This window comes from Prevotella sp. C561 (genome assembly GCF_000224595.1).
Classification (GTDB): domain Bacteria; phylum Bacteroidota; class Bacteroidia; order Bacteroidales; family Bacteroidaceae; genus Prevotella; species Prevotella jejuni.
In genome coordinates, this window is sequence record NZ_JH114140.1 from 205,271 (window position 1) to 225,881 (window position 20,611).

Genomic DNA, 20,611 nt, shown 5'->3' on the forward strand with positions numbered 1-20,611 from the left:
TAGACATTATCCAACATAAGATTATCCACCAAGGCGTCTAAAAGATGAACAGGGTCATCTTCTGCGATATCCTTATCGATTCTTTGAGGAAAAAGAATCATTTTCTTGTGTATGTAAGAACGAAAGTGTACCTTTGTCATAATGAGATTTTTTGTATGCCTAAAGGTACAAAAACTTTAGGAAATAGCAAAGCCCTGGCTTGAGAAAGTCGGGGCTTTGTGCATAAAAAAGAGGATGTGGACATTTTGACACACCCTCTTCATTATGTATATTTAAAAGTAACTGTAAGCCTACAAATTACTTCTTCATCCCTTTATAAGCCTGGTTCATTCCCTTAACAACATCATCAGTGATGTTATATGCAGGATCAGCATAAAGGATATTATCTCCACTCTTAGCGAGGATAATACTGTACTTATTATCCTTGTTATACAATTTCAAGTAATTGTGTACACTATCAGAGAGAGCCTTGTTATACTTAGCAACTTCGTTCTGGTACTCAGCTCCAAGACGCTGCTGCAAAGCGTCAGCATCCTGAGCCTGCTTCTGTATACTTGCCTGTATCTGCTGTGCCTGTGCCTGTGTGTACTTATTTGCCTGAATATTCTGCTGGAAGTTTGCAGCCGCAGCCTGAATAGCCTTCTGCTTACCAGCCAATGTACGCTGAATATTAGCTTCCTTTGCTTTAATGAGCTTTGTCACGTCTTTCCAATAAGTGTACTGGCTCATGATAGAGTCAATCTCTACGTAAGCAACTTTCTGACCACCAGTTGCAGGTGCTGCTGATGATGTTGTTTCAGTCTTGTTAGCTGCTGTGTCGTTCTGTTGCGGTTGATTGTTACATGCAATAAAAGCAAATGATGCTAAAGCAAGCACTGCCATACTGCTAAATGATTTCTTCATTTCTATTGTATTTTAATTAATTATTTCCTATTTAATATGCCTTGTTCCTTCTTCTGGCTTCCTTGTCTTGGTCGATAACACAATGAATACCTTTCTCTTTAAGATAGGCATTGTCTGATATATGCTGCGACTGGAACTCACCATCCTTCTTGATGAGTACACGTACTCCGAGGAGCAACATGGCTATAGCAATTATTAACAATGTTAACAATAAAGTTACAAACATTTTCTTTATCTTTGCATTTATATTGACCGCAAAGTTAATATAAAACAGCAAGATTACAAAAAAAATATTATTAAAAATGGCAAATGTAGAATTAAAACCTGCTTGCGTCTTTGAGCAGTTCGCTAAAATCAACCAAATACCACGCCCATCTAAGCATGAAGAGCAGATGATTAGTTATTTACAGGAGTTTGCGAAAGAACGCAACCTTGATGTAAAGGTAGACAAAGTTGGCAATGTATTGATTTCTAAGCCTGCTACTAAAGGCTATGAGAATCGTCCGACAGTTGTACTTCAGAGCCACATGGATATGGTATGTGACAAACTTGTTGATATAGAATTTGATTTCCATAAAGATGCTATTCAGACTTATGTCGATGGTGAATGGCTACATGCTAAGGGGACAACCCTTGGTGCTGACGATGGAATCGGTGTTGCATACGAGTTAGCCATACTTGATTCTAACGAAATAGAACATGGTCCTATCGAGTGTCTCTTTACACGTGATGAGGAGACAGGACTTACAGGTGCATTTGGTTTGGAGGCTGGTTTCATGACAGGAAACTATCTTATCAACCTTGATTCAGAAGATGAAGGCCAGATATTCGTAAGTTGTGCTGGTGGTAATAGTACAACTGCTATCTTCCACTTCGAACGTGAGAATGCACCAGAAGGTTATTTCTTCATGGAAGCAAGTCTGAAGGGTCTTGTTGGTGGTCACTCTGGTGATGATATAAATAAGAAACGTGCCAATGCTATCAAAGTCCTTGCACGCTTCTTATATGCCGAACAATCAAAGATGGACCTTCGCCTAAGCTACTGGAATTCAGGTAAGATGCACAATGCTATCCCACGTGATGGTAAGGTACTCTTCGCCGTTCCTGCAGCTAATAAAGAAACTGTTAAAGCAGACTGGAATGTCTTCAGTAAAGATGTTGAGGATGAGTTTCATGTTACAGACACATCAATGGCTTGGAAACTTGAGAGTGCAGAGGCGGCACCAGTCATGCCAAAGCAGATTTCTCATAATGCTATCCTTGCTTTGCAGGCACTCGACAATGGTCCATTGACCAACTGTCAGGATGAAGCTTTGGCTTATATGGTTGAGACTTCAAGCAATGTTGCAAGCATACAGACCGATGAGAATAAGTTGACTGTTGTATCTTCACAGCGTTCAAACGTTATGAGTAACTTAGTAAACATGACCAACACTGTTCGTGCATGTTTCGAGTTGGCTGGTGCTGAGATTGTTGTTGATGACAGTTATCCAGCATGGAAGATGAATCCAAACTCCGAGTTAGTGCACGTTGCAGTTGAGCAATATAAGAATATCTTCGGTAAGGAACCACTCGTTCTTGGTATTCATGCGGGTCTTGAGTGTGGTCTTTTCTCTGAGAAATATCCTCATTTGGATATGATTAGCTTTGGTCCAACACTTCGTTATGTCCATACACCAGACGAGTGTCTACTTATCCCTACAGTTCAAATGGTATGGGATCATCTCCTTGCTGTTCTCAAGAACATCAAGTAGAATTACGTATTTAATATAGTATATATTTCTCTTTACTATATCAGCCATCTTGTTTTTAATAAGACAAGATGGCTTTTTGTATTTATGTCTGTACTATCTTTTGTCGGTAAACCTTGTTTATCATATTATGCTGATCGTCTACATCACTTGTACTAACCATGAACTCCACACATGTTGGGATAAAGCACGATTGAAGACAATGGTAGGGTAGATATGTGTTTATCAGTTCTTATAACCTGAGGGGCTTATTAATCAATCATAGAAAAGAACAGGAGATGACCTTGTTATACAGGTAGGCATATATGTTTCAAGGACTCTTGGTCAATAGCTTACTTTGTTCTTAGCACGTTTACTCTTATAATGTCTTTTTACAACCTTATTCCCTTCATAGCTAAACTCAACTAATGTTGTATCATTGAGTTGACTATTTATTATATAAGCACTATTGATATTAGCTCTATTTTCATTATAATATATAATCATGTCTTTTGCTATGAGCTTTATAAGAGGAAACTCTGAATAAGTTTCATATTTAAGATAGTCTACTTCAGATGGAGTAAACTCATCACGTCTAACAGCAATGACCCTATAACTTAGACAAGAAGGTTCATGAGCATTCCCCAACATTTTTTGTATAGCTTCTGAGTTATTCCTATTGGTAGTGTAAGTTGTTTTCCCCTTCTTAACTATGTATGAAAAGCTATCAGTTACCGTTAATAACGTAGAGTCAGAACTAATCGAATATTTCCCATTAATGTGCTTAATAGTATCATTAAGCCACAGTTTGAACTTTTGTTCGGGAGATATTTTTATATCCTTCTGAGGTCTTGATGCCGCAAATATAGATAATGCTATTAGAAATATCAAGCACATGGTAGCAGTCTTTTTCATTATCTAAATGTTTTAATGTTCACTACGCTGAGTATGTAAAATAACGCTGCTTGGCTGAAATCATCTTGCTTTACTCTCACTCAATACGCAAACGCCTCGAACAAGAAATGCATATTCCGTGGACGGAGAGTATTGTCCTTTCAAGGAATGAGTTACGACTATTAACCTATTGTTTGTTATATTCTCATAGGCAAAAGTATATAACATTCTTGAGAAACCCAAAGGAATGAGAACTTATTTCAGAATGAGTTGTATATATAGATGTAATACTATGCCTCATACGCCACCAACAGTATTTGCACATAGAGCCACAAACCTGCGTGTAGAATGATTAGATATAGAGAAGTCAAAAGAATAACAAGTAATGTCAGAAAGCATCTTGTGATATTATTGAAAATATTAGTTGATTACTAACGATGGCACAGAGTTTGTTATAAGGTATGCAAAATAAAAATAATTAAAATTATATTGCTATGCAAAAAGGAAATATTGGGGTTACAACAGAGAACATATTCCCCGTCATCAAAAAGTTCTTATATTCAGATCATGACATCTTCTTGCGTGAGATGGTATCTAACGCAGTTGATGCAACACAAAAGATGAAAACACTCTCTACGATTGGCGAGTTCAAAGGAGAGCTTGGTGATTTGAGTGTTCGTGTAATTTTAGACGAGAAGGCTGGTACATTGACCATTAGAGATCATGGTATCGGTATGACTGCAGAGGAGATAGAGAAATACATCAACCAAATAGCCTTCTCCGGTGTTAATGATTTCCTCGAGAAGTATCAGGACAAGGCAGAGGCCATCATTGGCCATTTCGGTCTTGGTTTCTACTCTTCTTTCATGGTTTCAAAGAAGGTTGAGATTATCACAAAGAGCTATAAGGAAGGTAGTAAAGCTGTAAAATGGAGTTGCGATGGCAGCCCAGAATATACACTTGAAGATGTTGATAAAGAGGAGCGTGGAAGTGATGTGGTTCTTTATATAGATGATGATTGCAAGGAGTTCTTGCAGAAGTCTAAAATAGAAGAGCTGCTGAACAAGTATTGTAAGTTCATGGCTGTACCTGTAGTCTTTGGTAAGAAGACTGAGTGGAAGGATGGAAAAACTGTTGACACAGAGGAAGATAATGTTATTAATAGCGTTGAACCATTGTGGGTAAAGGCACCATCAAGTCTGAAGGATGAAGACTATAAGAGCTTCTATCGTACGCTCTTCCCAATGAATGACGAGCCATTGTTCTGGATACATCTGAATGTTGACTATCCATTCAACCTCACTGGTATTCTCTACTTCCCACGTGTGAAGAATAATATCGAGCTCCAACGCAATAAGATTCAACTCTATTGTAATCAAGTGTTTGTGACCGATCAGGTTGAAGGTATCGTCCCAGAGTTCTTGACTCTCCTACATGGTGTTATCGACTCTCCAGACATTCCGCTGAATGTCAGTCGTAGTTACTTACAGAGTGATGCGAATGTAAAGAAGATAGCAAGCTATATCACAAAGAAAGTTGCTGATAGACTGCAAAGCATTTTCAAGGAGAATAGAAAAGAGTTTGAGGAGAAATGGGATGATTTGAAGCTCTTTATCAACTACGGAATGCTGTCTGATTCTGACTTCTACGACCGTGCCAAGGACTTTGCACTTATCAAGGACACTGAGGGTAAGTACTTTACTTTTGAGGAGTATAAGACGCTTGTGAAGGATAATCAGACTGATAAAGATGGGTTCTTAGTAAACCTCTATACAAATAATAAGGAGGAGCAATATAGCTATATAGAAGCTGCAAAGCAGAAGGGATATAGTGTTATTGATGCAAGTGGGCAACTTGACGTTCCATTACTATCAATGCTTGAGCAAAAGCAAGATAAGACTCGCTACGTACGTGTTGACTCTGATATCGTTGATCGTATCATTCAGAAAGAGGATGCACCGAAGAATAATCTATCAGCTGACGAGACTGACAAATTGTCAGAGGCGTTTAGTTCACAAATTCCTTCTCTCGATAAGGCTAATTTCACCGTTGATGTACAGTCACTCGGAGCGTCTTTCCAACCAGTACTTGTAACACAGAACGAGTATATGCGTCGTATGAAAGAGATGAGCCAGTACCAGCAAGGAATGGGCTTCTATGCTCAGTTGCCTGATTCTTATAATCTTGTATTGAACAGCGACCACCCATTAGTGAAGAGAGTACTTGATGAACTTACTGCCAATACGACAGAGGAACTGAAGCCAATAGATAGCGAACTGAAAGGTCAGGAAGCTCGTTTGGCTGCTCTCCATCAGTCACAAGATAAGAAGAAGCCTGAAGAGCTGACACAAGAAGAGAAGGATGATATGCAGAACACGCAGAAGGTTGTATCCGAGCTTAAAGATAAGAAGAAGGCTGTAGTTGCCGAATATGCTAAGGGCAACGAGGTGGTTCATCAGCTTATCGACCTTGCCTTACTTCAAAATGGTATGCTTCAAGGAGCTGCTCTCGATAAGTTCTTAAAGCGTTCTTTCAGTTTGATTAAGTAATAAAAAGGGTAGGGATGATGCGTAAAGGCGCTCACCTTAATACCTCCCAAATAGTATAAAAGGCCGTAGGATACTGTAATTAAATACAGTTCCTACGGCTTTTTGTTTTCTTTTGACTGATTGTTGAATGCTGGGTGTTAGGTGTTGAATGTTTGGTGTTAGGTGTTGAGTATTGGGTGATGATGGCTTGTGGTGCTGGGCGTTGGGTGTTGAATGTTTGGTATTAGGTGTTGAGTATTAGGTGATGATGGCTTGTTGTGCTGGGTGTTAGGTGTTGAGTATTGGGTGATGATGGCTTGTTGTGTCGGGTATTAGGTGTTGAGTATTGGGTGATGATGGTTTGTTGTGCTGGGTATTAGGTGTTGAGTATTAGGTGATGATGGCTTGTGATAGTGGGTGTAAGGTGTTGAGTATTGGGTGATGATGGCTTGTTGTGCCGGGTATTAGGTGTTGAGTATTAGGTGATGATGGCTTGTGATAGTGGGTGTAAGGTGTTGAGTATTAGGTGATGATGGCTTATGATAGTGGGTGATGGATGTTAAGTGTTGAATATTAAAGGCTGAAACACATCTCTTTACGTTCGTTTATTATATATACAATCATAGCAAATTTTGTCCCGTTAGGCGCTCCCCTCCCTTTCGGGGAGGGGCTGGGGGAGGGGTCTTCGGGGCTGGGGAAGAGTTCTCTTTTTTACTTCTTTGTCAATATTTTTCACCCTCCTTGGATATAGCACACGCCCTTTAAGCCCGCAGAAGAGGCCTTCTTATGTTCAAGAACATGCCCTTCTTGTATGTTGAAGACGCCCTTCTTGAGGCAAGAAGAGCGTCTTCTTGAATATTAAATGTAACTTTCTGATACAGTGTTTGTTATAAAGTATTATTTAAGAGATGTGTTAGCCATTGTAAGCGTATATTGTTCTCGATGCTATGTAATGATATTTTACTAACATGCGGACTCTTCTTTGGAGTGAACTAAATGCCGCTATACGCTTGTAGGGACAGATGCTAATGTTGTAGAGTACGCTCATTTCTCATAGAGTAACACAGAATCACGCATGCTAAATCATATTTGATATGTTGTGAAAAGAATAATATCTTGTCTGTTCTCATGATAGGAAAAAAATGCTTCATATCGCTTACTATCAAATAAGATTTAGTACCTTTGCAAATAACAAACTTATAATTTATGGTTAAGAAAGTCTTGAAAGTGATAAGGTGGGTACTCTCCCTTACTTTTATCTCTACAATATTAGCAGTGGTAGTCTATCGGTTTATACCCGTTTACTTTACTCCTCTTATGATTAGTCGTTGTTTTGAACAGATTGGTAAGGGCGAGTCAGTAAAGCTATATCATGACTGGATACCATTGGAGAAGATGCCCGACTCAATGCCTGTCGCAGTAATGGCAAGTGAAGACCAAAGGTTTCTTACACATCATGGATTTGACTATCAAGCGATTGAAAAGGCAGCAGAAGACCACTTGAAAAAGGGTAAGAAGCTAAGAGGTGGGTCTACCATCTCTCAACAAACGGCTAAGAACGTTTTTTTGTGGCAGGGACGTTCGTGGATAAGAAAAGGCTTAGAGGTTTATTTCACGTTCCTTATTGAGACACTGTGGAGCAAACAACGTATCATGGAGGTTTATCTTAATTCTATCGAGATGGGGGATGGCATCTATGGTGTTGAAGCCTGTGCAGAACAAAACTCTGGGATGGAAGCCAGTCAACTGAGCCGGAGAGACTGTGCACTTATAGCCGCTACACTCCCTAATCCACGTCGATTCTCTTCAAAGAATCCAGGACCTTATATGCTTAAACGTATTGGACAGATTGAGCATCAGATGACTTTCATTCCCGCATTCCCTAAGGAACATTAGTCTCGTATCACTATTCTGTCCCATTACACAATATTATTACATCATTAAGTACATAAGATGATAAATCAAGATAGAGAAGATGCAATACTTTCAGCATTGAACGATAGTCAGCGAGAAGCTGTTGAGTATTGCACAGGACCGTCGTTGGTCATCGCTGGTGCAGGCTCTGGTAAGACTCGTGTACTTACCTATAAGATAGCTTACTTACTTAATAAAGGTTTGGCACCATGGAACATTCTTGCACTTACCTTTACCAATAAAGCAGCAAGAGAAATGAAGGAGCGTATAGCACAGATTACCTCGGCTAATGATGCACAACGCCTTTACATGGGAACCTTTCACTCTATCTTTGCAAGAATACTACGTCGTGAAGCGGAGGCTATTGGCTTTGGAAGTAATTTTACTATCTATGATGAGAATGATTCTCGTTCACTCATAAAGAATATTATTAAGGCCTTAGACCTTGATGATAAGACTTATAAGCCAGCAACGGTACATAATGTCATCTCAAAGGCTAAGAACCATCTTATTACGGCAGCACAGTATGCAGAAGACCGAGCAGCCATAGAAAGAGATAGAAGTGCTCGGATGCCAGCTATCTACATGATATACAAGATGTATGATGCAAGATGTCGACAAGCCAACGCAATGGACTTTGATGATATTCTGCTTTATACCTTCTTGCTCTTTCGTGACCATAAAGCTATTCGTGAAAAGTATGGTCAACAATTTGAGTACATCCTTGTCGACGAGTATCAAGATACTAATTATGCACAGGTAAGTATAATTAGTCAATTGGCTGAGACACATCGACGCATCTGTGTCGTTGGTGATGACTATCAAAGTATCTACTCTTTCCGTGGGGCAAACATAGATAACATCCTTGACTTTAAGAATAAGTTTGATGATGCTAAACTATTTAAGTTAGAGCGAAATTACCGTTCTACGCAGCTCATCGTACAGGCAGCTAACTCGTTGATGAAGCATAACGAGCGTCAAATCCCTAAGGATGTTTACTCGAAAGAAAAGGAAGGTGATAAGGTTCTCTATAAGCCTTGCTATAGTGATAGGGAAGAGGCTATGGTGGTTGCAAATGAGTTGAAGCGTATCAAACGTAATGACAATTGCCATTATGGTAGCTTTGCTATTCTGTACCGTACCAATGCACAGAGTCGTTCGTTTGAGGATGAGTTTCGTAAACAAGGTATTCCTTATAAGATTATCGGTGGACTTTCCTTCTATCAACGTAAGGAGATTAAGGATATCATAGCTTATTTCCGCTTGGTGTCTAACCCCGATGACGAAGAAGCTTTCCGTAGAATCATCAATTATCCAACTCGTGGAATAGGCAACACGACCATTCAGAAAATTGTAGAATGTGCTCAACGAAACGCTGTTTCTCTATGGCAGACAATTCTTAACCCTATCGAGTATGGTTTAGATGTCAACAAGGGAACAATGACAAAGATACTCTCTTTCAGAACTCTTATTAGTGGTTTTATTAAGAATGTAGCATTGAAAGATGCTTACGAGCTGGGAAAAGAGATTATAACAGAAAGTGGTATTAGTGCAGATATACACTCTGGTAGTGAGCCAGAAGACTTGGCTCGACGTGAGAACTTGGAAGAGTTTATGTCGGCTATGCAGAGTTTTGTCGACTCTGGACGTGAGGAAGGGCGTGAAGAGAATGTCTACTTGACCGACTATCTACAAGAGGTGGCATTATACACTGACGCAGATAAGGAAGATGATGATACGCCAAAAGTATCGTTAATGACGATTCATGCTGCGAAGGGACTGGAATTTCCAACGGTATTTGTCGTTGGATTGGAGGAAAATATATTCCCAAGTCCTATGTCTTTAGGCTCAAAACGTGAAATAGAAGAGGAAAGAAGACTACTTTATGTGGCCATAACACGTGCCGAACAACATTGCATATTGACAAATGCTAAGAACCGTTTTCGCTATGGATCAATGCAGTTTGATAATCCAAGTCGATTCTTAAATGACTTTGACCCAATGCTGATTCATACCGAAAATGAGGGTTCGAGTGCTTTGGAAAGGGAGCGCCATTTGATGCCTTGGGATGACGACCGCACGTCGAAGAGGTCTTGGCGAGAAACGAATAGTGGCGATAATTTCCGTGAGTATGAGCCTAATAAGGCATATACTGGTAGTCGACCTTGGGGCGACGAGTATCGCCAGATGGGCTCACGATGGCAGAATTCAAATCCTGTGGCAAGTCAATTTAGGGCTGATCCGAAACCGAAGATAACGGAGAGGAAGCGACCTGAAGTAGCCGTTGACCCTTTCTCAGAACGAACAAAACGCAGATTAATTTCCGAGGGTGGTAATTTCAAGCGGTTATCATCTGCCATGACAAATGGCGGTAGGGCCCTATCAGCAGGTGAGGCCCCATTATCCTCGGTTTCATCGACAGTTAATGTGGCTGGCCTCAGTGTAGGTGTAACCATCGAACATCAACGCTTCGGTATTGGTGAAGTGATTAATCTTGAAGGAACAGGAGAGAATGCAAAGGCAACGGTTGCGTTCCGTAATGCTGGTACAAAACAACTTCTATTGAAGTTCGCTAAGTTTAAGATTATCTCTTAGCCACCTTTTACATCACATACTGCTTGCGATGTAAAATGTAGGTATTGGAAAATATTGGTAGATGTAAGCCTCATCTAAAAATAACAATAGTCACTCGTATGGGTATGCAATCCCTTTGAGTGACTATTGCTATTTAATTTATACTATCGTCCACACATCTGTTTGTAAGGACAATATCCACAGTCTTTAGGATTACTTGTAGGTTCAAAAGCTATATCAGGATTGTGAATTTCCTCTAATATCTCGGTGAGCTTACGGAGAAAGTCTTCTTCATAAACGGTGACATCAGTAATCTCCTCCGTATCTATTGATAGTACTGGAGTGTAATCTTCACTTCCTGCATGTTGTATGAAGAGCAAAGCTGGACTAACAGCATGGTGATTAGGGTTGTGCTCCATGTCATTTGTAGCCTCAATGAGGCTATAGAGCATTGCTTGCATTGTGTAGTCACTCTTTTTTTCTAAGTACTTAGGATCAAACATCTCATCCACAGATTTAAGAGATTCTGCTACTTTTGAACCCGTCTTATAATCTACAACTCGTAAGCGTGCATTATCACTATCTACGTGTATCTCATCCAGTCTGTCAATGCGTCCACCCGTCTCTATTTGTTTCTCTAACCCATTCACTTTGATAGTCAGTGGACGTTTAACAGGAAACTCGTGCCCAATCACACGAAGAGGGGCTGTGCGCCGATCAATTCGCAATAATTGATGAAGATACTTTATGATGACTTCACGATTAATAAGTTGGAGTCCGTTAAGCTTAGGATGTTTCCTTGTGCCTGGTTGTTGATTAAATAACTCTTGTGCAAACGATTCATCTACAATGTCATCTAAGGTGAGGTCTGCATTCCCAGAGGTCAGTGATTGTGTACTCTTACCTGTCTTTAATAGTTTATCAATGTCCTTAGCTGTGATGATTTCTCTTGGTAGTAGCTTCTCATACATGAGCTGAGCTGCTGTATGGAAGATATTACCAAAGATGCGGTTATCAACGTCGTCAACATCGATTTCATCGGTCTCTTTAATACCTGCAATATACTTAAAATAATACTTTAGTTTGCAAGTTATATAGGTATTAATGGCTGTTGGTGAGAAATAACTCATTTCATCGAGTTTTCTCAATACTGCTTCATTCTTCTCAACAACCTTAGCTTCAACACACATTGGGTCTTGCCCTGCTTGCAAAGTTAGTCGATGAATTGGGTGATTCCACTCTACCATCAGCTGTAAAATGAAACGACTCATTTCGCCAGTATGACTACCTTGTGTCGAATTATTATATAGGAAGGTGACATCCTTGGCTCGTTGAATCATACTATGGAAATAGTAACTATAGATAGAAACCTTATTGTCAATGGTTGTGAGGTTGTATGCTTTACGTATCAGATGAGGTATGAAAGAGGCATCATCTATTCCTTTTGGCATATTTCCCTCATTACATGATAAGACAAGAACGTGGTCGAAATCAAGATTACGCGTCTCAAGCACGCCCATCACTTGTACACCTTGGGCTGGTTCACCATGGAAAGGAATACTTGTAGACGCAATCAGCTGTGTCAAAAGTCGACGAAAGATGACCTTGTCTGCCTCTAAATCACCATTTGCCATCAGCTCTGATAGACGCGTGAGTAGGGTGTACATGCGGAATACTGACTCTTCGAAGAGTGGATCCTTGTCGTCTGCTCCATTCATACCGATGAAACGGATGGTTTCTGATAACCAATTGACTAAGGCTGGTAAGTTCTGCCTATCACTTGAATAGTAACTTAATGGTAAACCTTCTTCAGGTTTCACATAGTACTGTCGTTCCTTATTTAATTTCTCGATGATTTCGGCTACTTCTGGTATAAGATACTTTCCGTAAGGATGTCGCAATACTCTGTTTACGTAATGGAGCCTAAAGCTTTGTTCTTGAATAGAGTAACCCTCCATCTGTAAGGTCAAAAGCTGCGAAACCATCGAAGCTATCAGCGTTTGTTGTAACGGGTAACCTGTTGTCACATTTAAGCTCTCTACTTCATTTGGGATACAATGAATCACGGTCTGTAATAAATGTTCATCACAGAGAACAATGGCTGTTCGTTTGCCATCTTTATATCTATTATCCTCCTTTAACCATTCGGTTATATAACGCGCTTGCATGTTCTCTGTTGGTGCAGAGATAATGCTGATATTCTTCCCTTTACCCAGATTGTCGTATAACTCATTGTTGTCATTGGGTAAGGCATTAGGGAATTTATCAAGCCAAGAACGAATATAATTCCCTGCCTCATTGGTCGACTGCATATAATAATAGTCATAGTCCCAATAGAAACTTGCCCGCTCTTCCTTTAAAAAGCGTTTGAAGAGATGCTGTTCTACTTTCTGAAGTACGTTGAATCCTACAAAAACATAATGATTAGAGTCTATTTCAATCTGCTGATTCTCAACTACCTCTCTGTATAACATACCTTCGTATGCAAGTCCTTGTGCTCTAAGTCTTTGCTTAAAATTGCTATAAATATCATTTAACTTAGCCCACAAGGCCATAAATCGTTCTCTAATCCCCTCTGGATTATCGTCGAAATTAGCGAAAAAACGACGTAATTCTTTTTTCTGATCATCGGTGAGATAGGTAATATCATCTAACTCTTTAAGGTTATTAATATTTGAGAATACAACGTGAGCATTAGCCATATTTTTATCGATATCATCGAAATCAGCTAAGAGTAATTGCCCCCAACCATAGAAGTGATCTAAGGTTTCATTCGTATTACCTGTTATCTCTATGTAACTCTTATATAGGTCGCATATACTTTTAATTGGGTCTGCAATGGTTAGTTCTGAGTGCTGACAGAAGAAATCGGAGATAGTCATATATACTGGACTCCATACAGGACCATCAGCCAGTCGGGCAAGTGCTTGATTAAGAAAAAGTGCAGCACGCTTATTAGGAAAGACTACTGTAATATGCGCCATATCGGTCCCATACTTATTCAATAAGTCTGTTGCTACGTGTTCGAGAAATGTATTCATAATGGAAATTGAAGCTCTTGTTAAGAATAAAATATAGTTAGTAAACTGTCATGGATACATTAAGAAGGAAGTGAAGTTGGTACAATCTCATTTCTTAAAACATACCAGATATAACCAGAAACCTGCTTATATCCCATGCGCATAAGTAAACGCATATAGCGTTGTACTTGTTCGTGATATTCATCTCGTGGCTTACCAAACTTGAAGTCAACAACGATCATCTCTTTACCATCTGTCATTACTCGGTCTGGACGATGCTCATATACATCCCCAGTCTCCTTATCGTAGTCAAGAATAGTGCATTCATTGAATAACTTCCAACGTGGACTAAACCAATTTTTCACCTTTTCATTGCTTAGAGCACATGATATCTTATTCTGTAATTCTCTTGATGTAATGTCATCATTATATATGATACCTGCTTGTTCTAACTCTTTCAAACGGGGCTTAATATCTGCTTCAGTAAGAATAGTAGAAAAGAGCTGATGAAGAACATTACCTACTTTAATATAACGTCTTGCGTCTGATGGATCGATGTCCTCACCTTTAATGAAGTCATGACTTTTATTACTCTGCCGGAAACTGACAGGGTGGGGGAATGTTTCAATCTTTAGTTTGTGAGTCTTAGGCGATAGTTCAAAAGGATTCTCTGTTGCTTTCTCCTTTTCTACACGCTCTTCACAAGTCGAAAGGGTTCCAAGTTCAAAGCTGATTGGTCCGTTTTCTCCAGCATCATCAATAATTGCTCCTGGCAATTCTTTGGCAAGTTCTTCAATAATATATTGGATGATATGTGAACGCTCATTTTTCCCTTTTGTTCTTTCTTCATACTTTTTACCTGTAATAAATAGGTTCTTACCAGCACGAGTAAAGGCTACATAAAGTAAATTCATATTGTCAACTGTGTTTTGAAGATGCTCCTCTTTATAATCATCTTCAAATACTGTACCCAACATCTTTGACGAGTAATCAACTGGAATTAATGGTAATTCTCCGTAAGGCTTTTCCTTATCATCACCAGAACACCATATTGTTATGCCGTTTGTCTTCTCTAATTCCCAATCACAGAAGGGTATTAGAACATTATCATATTCAAGACCTTTACTCTTGTGAATGGTTATCAATCGTATTCCATCTACTTCATCACTCTGTATAGTATTGCTTGAGAGCGTGTCTTCCCACTCTTCGATGAAATCGTCAATATCTGCAGGATGATCGCGTAAATACTCATTTAGGGTGTCGTAGAATGTACATACGTATGCACTCTGGCCTTCAAGACTATCAAGACTAAACAGTGAATAGATCTCATCTACGAGATCTATTAGTGATAACCTTGATAAAGACTCAAACTTATCGATATAACCACTTGGTAAGAAAGACTTTAACTCTGTACTATTCTCACCTACAAACAAATCATTAATATCTTTCCCTGTCTTGATTACTTGCTGTTGATAAAGTTTGACCAACTTACTTTCTGTAAGTTTATCATGTGGGTGTGTGAGTAGTCGAAGGGCCTCAATAATCACATTAACAGCTAATGAAGCGTCTAAGCGAAAAGCCTCATCAGAAACAAGACTTACATTTGTATCTATATTTTGGAAGCTGTCTACGATATCAGGTATTACTGTCTTTGAACGTGCAAGGATAGCAATATCCTTTTGCATATACCCTTGATCTAATAGTTGACGGATGTTTTCTATTAACTCATTGAGGATTTTTTGTTTATAATCTGACGCATTCTTAGAATCATAACGAAAGAGTTTTATACGTACACAACCCTTACCGTTATCTTTCCTTGGTTTCTGCTCAATCTCTTTATAAGCTTCAACTAATTCTGTAGCACCCTGTATTCCTTCGCTCTCTAATTCATTAACTGTTTGTGAAACAGCCTGCTTAAAGAATGCATTATTAAATCTTATTATATTCTCTTCAGAGCGATAGTTAGTGCCAAGTGGCTCTATCTTTATCTGTTCCTTAGTAAATTCATGCTCTATGTTGTTCAGTAGTTTCCAATCACCTTGGCGCCATCTATATATGCTTTGTTTCACATCACCTACTATCAAGTTATGAGAGTCGACCTGAGCCATACAGTTATCAAGTAACTTACGGAAATTATTCCACTGAATAGTACTTGTATCTTGAAACTCATCAATCATAATATGCTTTAGGTAAGCACCCATCTTTTCAAATACGAAGGGGGTATCTGAATCTTTCATTAATGTGCAAAGCAATGATTGAGTGTTACTTAGCATAAAGCGGTTAGTGTCTTTATTTATCTCATCAACAGCTTCTGAGATGGCATGAAGTAGGCGAAGTTGAGAAAGATGTTTAAGCGTGAGGTTACAAGATTGGTACTCTCTCCAATCTTTTATCCTATAGTCATTTAGGATTTTTAAATCACTACACAATGATGCTGAAGCAAGTTCTATGATTGCTGCCCTCTCCTTTGCAGGACATTTACTTGCAGGCCACTTGTCTGCAGAATCTATACATGATTGTACGTATTGTGGAGTAGGATCATTTGAAGGCGTACCCTTTGTTAATTTAATAATATGTGAAAGAAGCCCATTAGCACCTCTATTAAATAGATTTGGATTGTCTAAGTTTGCATCACGTATTTTCTTATACATCTGCTTTGCATGCTCATTCAGACGATTTAATATACGTGTACGCCTTTCACGCAAGTCTGTAATGAAATCATTAAAGAATGATTCATCACTAAATCGATTGTCCAGTTCGGTTTTATGATCCTTATAGAAATCCTTAAAGATATTCTTACCAAAGTCCTTTATCTGGCTTATAACATTCCAACCCTTATCATCTTCTATATTCTTATCGATATAATCACGAATCCAATTTAGTACCTCCTCGCCTTCTTCAAGGCTATTGATTAACTCATCGACAGCCTGTGCTTCCACTTGTTCATCATTCAAGTCTACACGAAGATTAGCTGTTAAGTTCAATTCACGGGCAAGATTACGTAATACAGACTGAAAGAAAGCGTCAATAGTCTGTACTCGGAATTCATTATAATGGTGTGTAAGTAATGACAAAGCTTTGGCAGCATTCTCTCGAATTGTCTGTTCTGAAAATCCTGTTTTCATGCGAACTTGTTCATAATATGCCTCTGAATCAGGCAAACTATGCGCAATACCATACAATTGAGATAGGATACGAGTCTTCATTTCCTGCGTCGCCTTGTTCGTAAAAGTTACAGCAAGAATACTTCTATAATCCTGCGGATTCTTAACTACCAAGGTTATATACTCCGAAGCTAAAGTAAAGGTTTTACCAGAGCCTGCTGATGCTTTATATACTGTTAATGCTTGTTCCATGCTGAGTTAGTATAGGTTTATATGATTAATAATTATAGTCTTACACAATAAGTGAACATATTGGGGAACAGTTCTTTAATGTTCTTAGGCTTTTGACCAAAGATACCAAAGATTGTACTACCGCTTCCTGACATCTGGGCATATACAGCACCATTATTGTAGAGTTTTTCTTTCACTTCAGACAGAATAGAATACTTCTCAAAAATAAATTCTTCAAAATCATTAGTCAGTTCTTCTCGCCATGTATCAATAGGTTGACGAACAATATCCCGACAACTTTTTATAGGTTTCTTTGGTGTTACACCAGCGTAAGCCTCTGCTGTTGACACAGCTACATCTGGTTTTACAATTGCAATATAATAGCCCTCTAATCCATTGACCTCGTTGTCAACAGGTTCGAGGATATCTCCGATTCCCGTAGCGAAAGCTATTTCAGAACGGATAAAGAAAGCACAGTCTGCACCTAACTTAGCCGCATAACGTTCCATTTCAGCATTACCCATGTTCAATCTAAATCGTTCATCAAGTAAACGAATCATATATGCGGCATCAGCAGAGCCTCCACCAAGTCCTGCTTGCATAGGAATGCGCTTGACAAGATGAGCATGAACACGAGGAAGTTCGTAATCTTGTGCAAGAAGATGATAAGCCTTAACAACCAAATTCTTGCTTTCATCACATTCGACAACATTGCCAGTCACCTTTAAGTCTATAGGTGTTGGTGATGGAAATTCCTCATCCATCTTCTTTATTTCCAAGGCGTCGCATAATGGAATAGGGTAGAATACTGTTTCAAGGTCATGATATCCATCAGAGCGCTTTGCTACTATATTTAATCCAAGGTTGATCTTACAGCATGGGAAAGTAATCATAGTCAAAAATATAATTAGAAGTTTCTTTTTGCAAAGATAATAAAAGCTAAGAAGAATGATGTTAGAAATGGAATATTTTTGTACTTTTGCCAGCGTATGCCAGAAAGAAATAGTAACAGTAAGAGTAGTCGAAGGACCAAACAAGCTCCTATCGACACCACATTCGGTCATCTTCAACCACAAGCAACTGATATTGAAAAGGTTGTTTTAGGTGCTCTTATGATCGATAAGGATGCCTTTTTAGTTGTTTCTGAGATTATTAAACCAGAAACATTCTATGAGTCTCGTCATGAAAAGATTTACGAGGCGGTGCAATCATTAAATCTACAGGAAAAACCTGTGGACATTATGACTGTTGTTGAAGAACTTCGTCATAGGGGGACACTCGAAGAAGTAGGTGGAGCAGCGTATATCGTTGAACTTAGTTCTAATGTTGCCTCGTCAGCGCATATAGAGTATCATGCACACATCCTTGCACAGAAGTTTTTGGCACGACAACTTATTCAGTTTGCCTCAATGATTGAGACAGATGCCTTCGATGAAACCGTAGATGTTGACGAGTTAATGCAGAAAGCAGAGGGAACTCTCTTTGAGATTTCTCAGAAGAACATGCTTCAAGACTATGTGCAGATTGATACCATCGTTGAACAAGCACACCAATTACTGCTCAAGGCAGCAGGTAGTAAAGATAAATTGACAGGAGTTCCAAGTGGTTTCCACGACTTGGACAAGATTACAGCTGGTTGGCAAGCGTCTGATTTGGTTATTATAGCAGGACGTCCGGCCATGGGTAAGACCTCTTTTGCGCTTAGTATTGCTAAGAATATAGCTATTGATTATCGTCAGCCAATAGCTTTCTTCTCTCTTGAGATGAACAACGTACAGCTTGTTAACCGTCTCATCTCTAACGTTTGTTCTATTCCTGGTAATAAGATACTTAATGGTCAGCTCACACCCGATGAATGGGAGCGTTTTGACTCGAATATCCGAAAGATGCAGGGTGCACCTATTTATATAGATGATACTCCTGGTCTTTCTATCTTTGAACTTCGAACTAAGGCGCGCCGATTGGTTCGTGAACATAATATAAAGGTGCTAATGATTGACTATTTGCAGCTGATGAATGCCAACGGTATGCGCTTCAATAGCCGTCAAGAAGAGGTCTCTACTATTAGCCGCTCTTTGAAAGGACTTGCAAAAGAGTTGGATATCCCAATATTAGCCTTGTCACAGTTGAGTCGTGCTGTCGAACAGCGTGACCCAAAAGAAGGAAGACGCCCACAATTAAGTGACTTACGTGAGTCTGGTGCTATTGAGCAAGATGCCGACATGGTACTTTTTGTGCATCGTCCAGAATATTATCATATTCTTCAAGACGACCATGGCAATGACCTTCATGGTATGGCTCAGATTATTATCGCTAAACACCGTAAGGGTGCAACAGGTGATGTATTACTCAATTTCCGTGGTGAATACACACGATTTGCTAACCCTGAGGACCTTGATATGGCTGCCCCACTTCCTAATGATCCGCTGGGTGGTGAGATTATTGGTAGTAAGATGAATGATGAGCCAATACCTCCTTTCCCTACAGGAGATACGACAGTACCATTCTAAATTTTGATGTTCTAATTATCACATCCTATAAAGGATAGTGAAAATATATTACATGAATAACGTCTAATGAACTCTATTTAAGTTCACGATAGTCGTTATTTATTGTATAGGTAACTAACACTATACCAGTAGATTATAAACTATATTTAAGAAGATGCTTAGTAAGCTCTTAAAAGGGCGTCTTCTTGGGCGATGAAGGGCATCTTTTACAAACTAAAAGGGCGTTTTCTTTAATGCTATTAAGCATCTATTTGTTTTTAGGTCTTGAATTTATATTACAAACAGAAGGCTATGATTGATGAGTATAATAGGCAATTATCAAGGTTGTAGATAGATAAAATTGATAATGACTTACATTCACGAGCGGTCTATCTGAAAAGAGTCTACTCTTAAATTAACAGTTTAGCACACGATTAAGAAATAGCTTTCTTCCTCTGTGATTACAATCCTTACTTGGTTAAATAACAGCGTTTATTCATTGATATAATTACGGATAATATTTGCCCAAACCTCATAACCTTTGTTAGTAAGGTGAAGTCCATCCCGACAATATTCATGATGCATCTCCTTAGTGTTGGTACCTAAGAGAGGATGATACAGGTCGATAAATACAAGATTATTGCTGTTACAATAGTTCTTCAATCTCTCATTTAACTGAATAATCATATCCTCCTTACCTTTAAGTAGTTTCCATGCTCCAATCTTTTCGTTTAATGGCAGAAGACTTTGTACATAAAGTTTCGTTTGTGGGCATGATTTGCGAATAGTCTCAATAATATTAACTACCCCTTGGAAGGTGCGTTCGACTGTCCAACCATGGCTTAAGTCATTTGTTCCACACTCAAAGAAGATCTTACTGGGCTTATATGGCAGAATTTGGTTTAATCGTTTAAAGATTCCTCGACTGTCATCACCGATAATACCCCTATTGAATATCATTCTTGCGTTAGGAAAGAAACGATTCCAATCATTCCCATATTCAGAATGACTATCGCCTAACATGACAATAGCATTGTCTGGTAAAGAGCCTTCTTTATTGAATTGATTCACTTTTATATTATAATGTTTTGAGCCATGATAAGTAATGCCCTGCGCATGTATTGATAGGGTAGTAATAGAAAGAATGAGGTAAAATAATAATTTATTCTTCATATTTATTCTTGTATAGCATATCAAATCATCAGAATACTAAGTCTGAAATTG

12 protein-coding genes are annotated in these 20,611 nt (G+C 38.9%); 5 read left to right on the plus strand and 7 right to left on the minus strand.

Annotated elements, in window-relative coordinates; genetic code table 11:
- Positions 1-297 precede the first annotated feature (297 nt).
- On the minus strand, positions 298-903 hold the full coding sequence (locus tag HMPREF0666_RS02400) for an OmpH family outer membrane protein (protein ID WP_009010707.1): 606 nt from the start codon (positions 901-903) through the stop codon (positions 298-300).
- Between the two features lie 31 nt (positions 904-934).
- On the minus strand, positions 935-1,129 hold the full coding sequence (locus tag HMPREF0666_RS02405) for a hypothetical protein (protein WP_042855895.1): 195 nt from the start codon (positions 1,127-1,129) through the stop codon (positions 935-937).
- A gap of 76 nt (positions 1,130-1,205) precedes the next feature.
- Here HMPREF0666_RS02405 and HMPREF0666_RS02410 point away from each other — a divergent pair, with 76 nt between their 5' ends.
- Positions 1,206-2,657, plus strand: a complete 1,452-nt coding sequence (locus HMPREF0666_RS02410; protein WP_009010709.1) for an aminoacyl-histidine dipeptidase — start codon at positions 1,206-1,208, stop codon at positions 2,655-2,657.
- Positions 2,658-2,978: 321 nt separating this feature from the next.
- Here HMPREF0666_RS02410 and HMPREF0666_RS02415 read toward each other — a convergent pair whose 3' ends face one another.
- Positions 2,979-3,548, minus strand: coding sequence for a hypothetical protein (locus HMPREF0666_RS02415; protein ID WP_009010710.1), 570 nt, complete (start codon positions 3,546-3,548; stop codon positions 2,979-2,981).
- 473 nt (positions 3,549-4,021) lie between these two features.
- Between HMPREF0666_RS02415 and htpG the strand changes: the two genes are divergently transcribed.
- The 3 genes from htpG to HMPREF0666_RS02430 all read left to right on the plus strand — a co-directional run bounded on the left by htpG (position 4,022) and on the right by HMPREF0666_RS02430 (position 10,564).
- Positions 4,022-6,076: a molecular chaperone HtpG gene (htpG, locus tag HMPREF0666_RS02420; RefSeq protein WP_009010711.1), complete on the plus strand. Its 2,055-nt coding sequence runs from the start codon at positions 4,022-4,024 to the stop codon at positions 6,074-6,076.
- 1,185 nt (positions 6,077-7,261) lie between these two features.
- Positions 7,262-7,951, plus strand: a complete 690-nt coding sequence (mtgA, locus tag HMPREF0666_RS02425; protein WP_009010712.1) for a monofunctional biosynthetic peptidoglycan transglycosylase — start codon at positions 7,262-7,264, stop codon at positions 7,949-7,951.
- A 57-nt stretch (positions 7,952-8,008) separates the two neighbouring features.
- Positions 8,009-10,564 carry an ATP-dependent helicase gene (locus HMPREF0666_RS02430; protein WP_009010713.1) on the plus strand — a complete coding sequence of 852 codons (2,556 nt, stop codon included), beginning with the start codon at positions 8,009-8,011 and terminating at the stop codon, positions 10,562-10,564.
- A gap of 143 nt (positions 10,565-10,707) precedes the next feature.
- Here HMPREF0666_RS02430 and HMPREF0666_RS02435 read toward each other — a convergent pair whose 3' ends face one another.
- The 3 genes from HMPREF0666_RS02435 to ispE are packed head-to-tail and all read right to left on the minus strand — an operon-like array spanning position 10,708 to position 17,791.
- Entirely contained in the window at positions 10,708-13,584 is a 2,877-nt protein-coding gene (locus tag HMPREF0666_RS02435) for a PD-(D/E)XK nuclease family protein (RefSeq protein WP_042855896.1), read from the minus strand.
- A gap of 59 nt (positions 13,585-13,643) precedes the next feature.
- Positions 13,644-16,919, minus strand: a complete 3,276-nt coding sequence (locus tag HMPREF0666_RS02440) for an exodeoxyribonuclease V subunit beta (protein WP_009010715.1) — start codon at positions 16,917-16,919, stop codon at positions 13,644-13,646.
- A gap of 32 nt (positions 16,920-16,951) precedes the next feature.
- Positions 16,952-17,791, minus strand: coding sequence for a 4-(cytidine 5'-diphospho)-2-C-methyl-D-erythritol kinase (gene ispE, locus HMPREF0666_RS02445; RefSeq protein ID WP_009010716.1), 840 nt, complete (start codon positions 17,789-17,791; stop codon positions 16,952-16,954).
- 96 nt (positions 17,792-17,887) lie between these two features.
- Between ispE and dnaB the strand changes: the two genes are divergently transcribed.
- Entirely contained in the window at positions 17,888-19,408 is a 1,521-nt protein-coding gene (dnaB, locus tag HMPREF0666_RS02450) for a replicative DNA helicase (RefSeq protein WP_042855898.1), read from the plus strand.
- A gap of 471 nt (positions 19,409-19,879) precedes the next feature.
- Here the strand turns inward: dnaB and HMPREF0666_RS02455 are convergent, their stop codons facing one another.
- Positions 19,880-20,560, minus strand: coding sequence for a GDSL-type esterase/lipase family protein (locus tag HMPREF0666_RS02455; protein WP_009010718.1), 681 nt, complete (start codon positions 20,558-20,560; stop codon positions 19,880-19,882).
- Positions 20,561-20,611 lie beyond the last annotated feature (51 nt).

Excerpts from the sequence above, each read along its gene's own strand:
- HMPREF0666_RS02400 (WP_009010707.1), bottom strand. The coding sequence starts at position 903 with ATGAAGAAATCATTTAGCAGTATGGCAGTGCTTGCTTTAGCATCATTT.
- HMPREF0666_RS02405 (WP_042855895.1), bottom strand. The coding sequence starts at position 1,129 with ATGTTTGTAACTTTATTGTTAACATTGTTAATAATTGCTATAGCCATG.
- HMPREF0666_RS02410 (WP_009010709.1), top strand. The coding sequence starts at position 1,206 with ATGGCAAATGTAGAATTAAAACCTGCTTGCGTCTTTGAGCAGTTCGCT.
- HMPREF0666_RS02415 (WP_009010710.1), bottom strand. The coding sequence starts at position 3,548 with ATGAAAAAGACTGCTACCATGTGCTTGATATTTCTAATAGCATTATCT.
- htpG (WP_009010711.1), top strand. The coding sequence starts at position 4,022 with ATGCAAAAAGGAAATATTGGGGTTACAACAGAGAACATATTCCCCGTC.
- mtgA (WP_009010712.1), top strand. The coding sequence starts at position 7,262 with ATGGTTAAGAAAGTCTTGAAAGTGATAAGGTGGGTACTCTCCCTTACT.
- HMPREF0666_RS02430 (WP_009010713.1), top strand. The coding sequence starts at position 8,009 with ATGATAAATCAAGATAGAGAAGATGCAATACTTTCAGCATTGAACGAT.
- HMPREF0666_RS02435 (WP_042855896.1), bottom strand. The coding sequence starts at position 13,584 with ATGAATACATTTCTCGAACACGTAGCAACAGACTTATTGAATAAGTAT.
- HMPREF0666_RS02440 (WP_009010715.1), bottom strand. The coding sequence starts at position 16,919 with ATGGAACAAGCATTAACAGTATATAAAGCATCAGCAGGCTCTGGTAAA.
- ispE (WP_009010716.1), bottom strand. The coding sequence starts at position 17,791 with ATGATTACTTTCCCATGCTGTAAGATCAACCTTGGATTAAATATAGTA.
- dnaB (WP_042855898.1), top strand. The coding sequence starts at position 17,888 with ATGCCAGAAAGAAATAGTAACAGTAAGAGTAGTCGAAGGACCAAACAA.
- HMPREF0666_RS02455 (WP_009010718.1), bottom strand. The coding sequence starts at position 20,560 with ATGAAGAATAAATTATTATTTTACCTCATTCTTTCTATTACTACCCTA.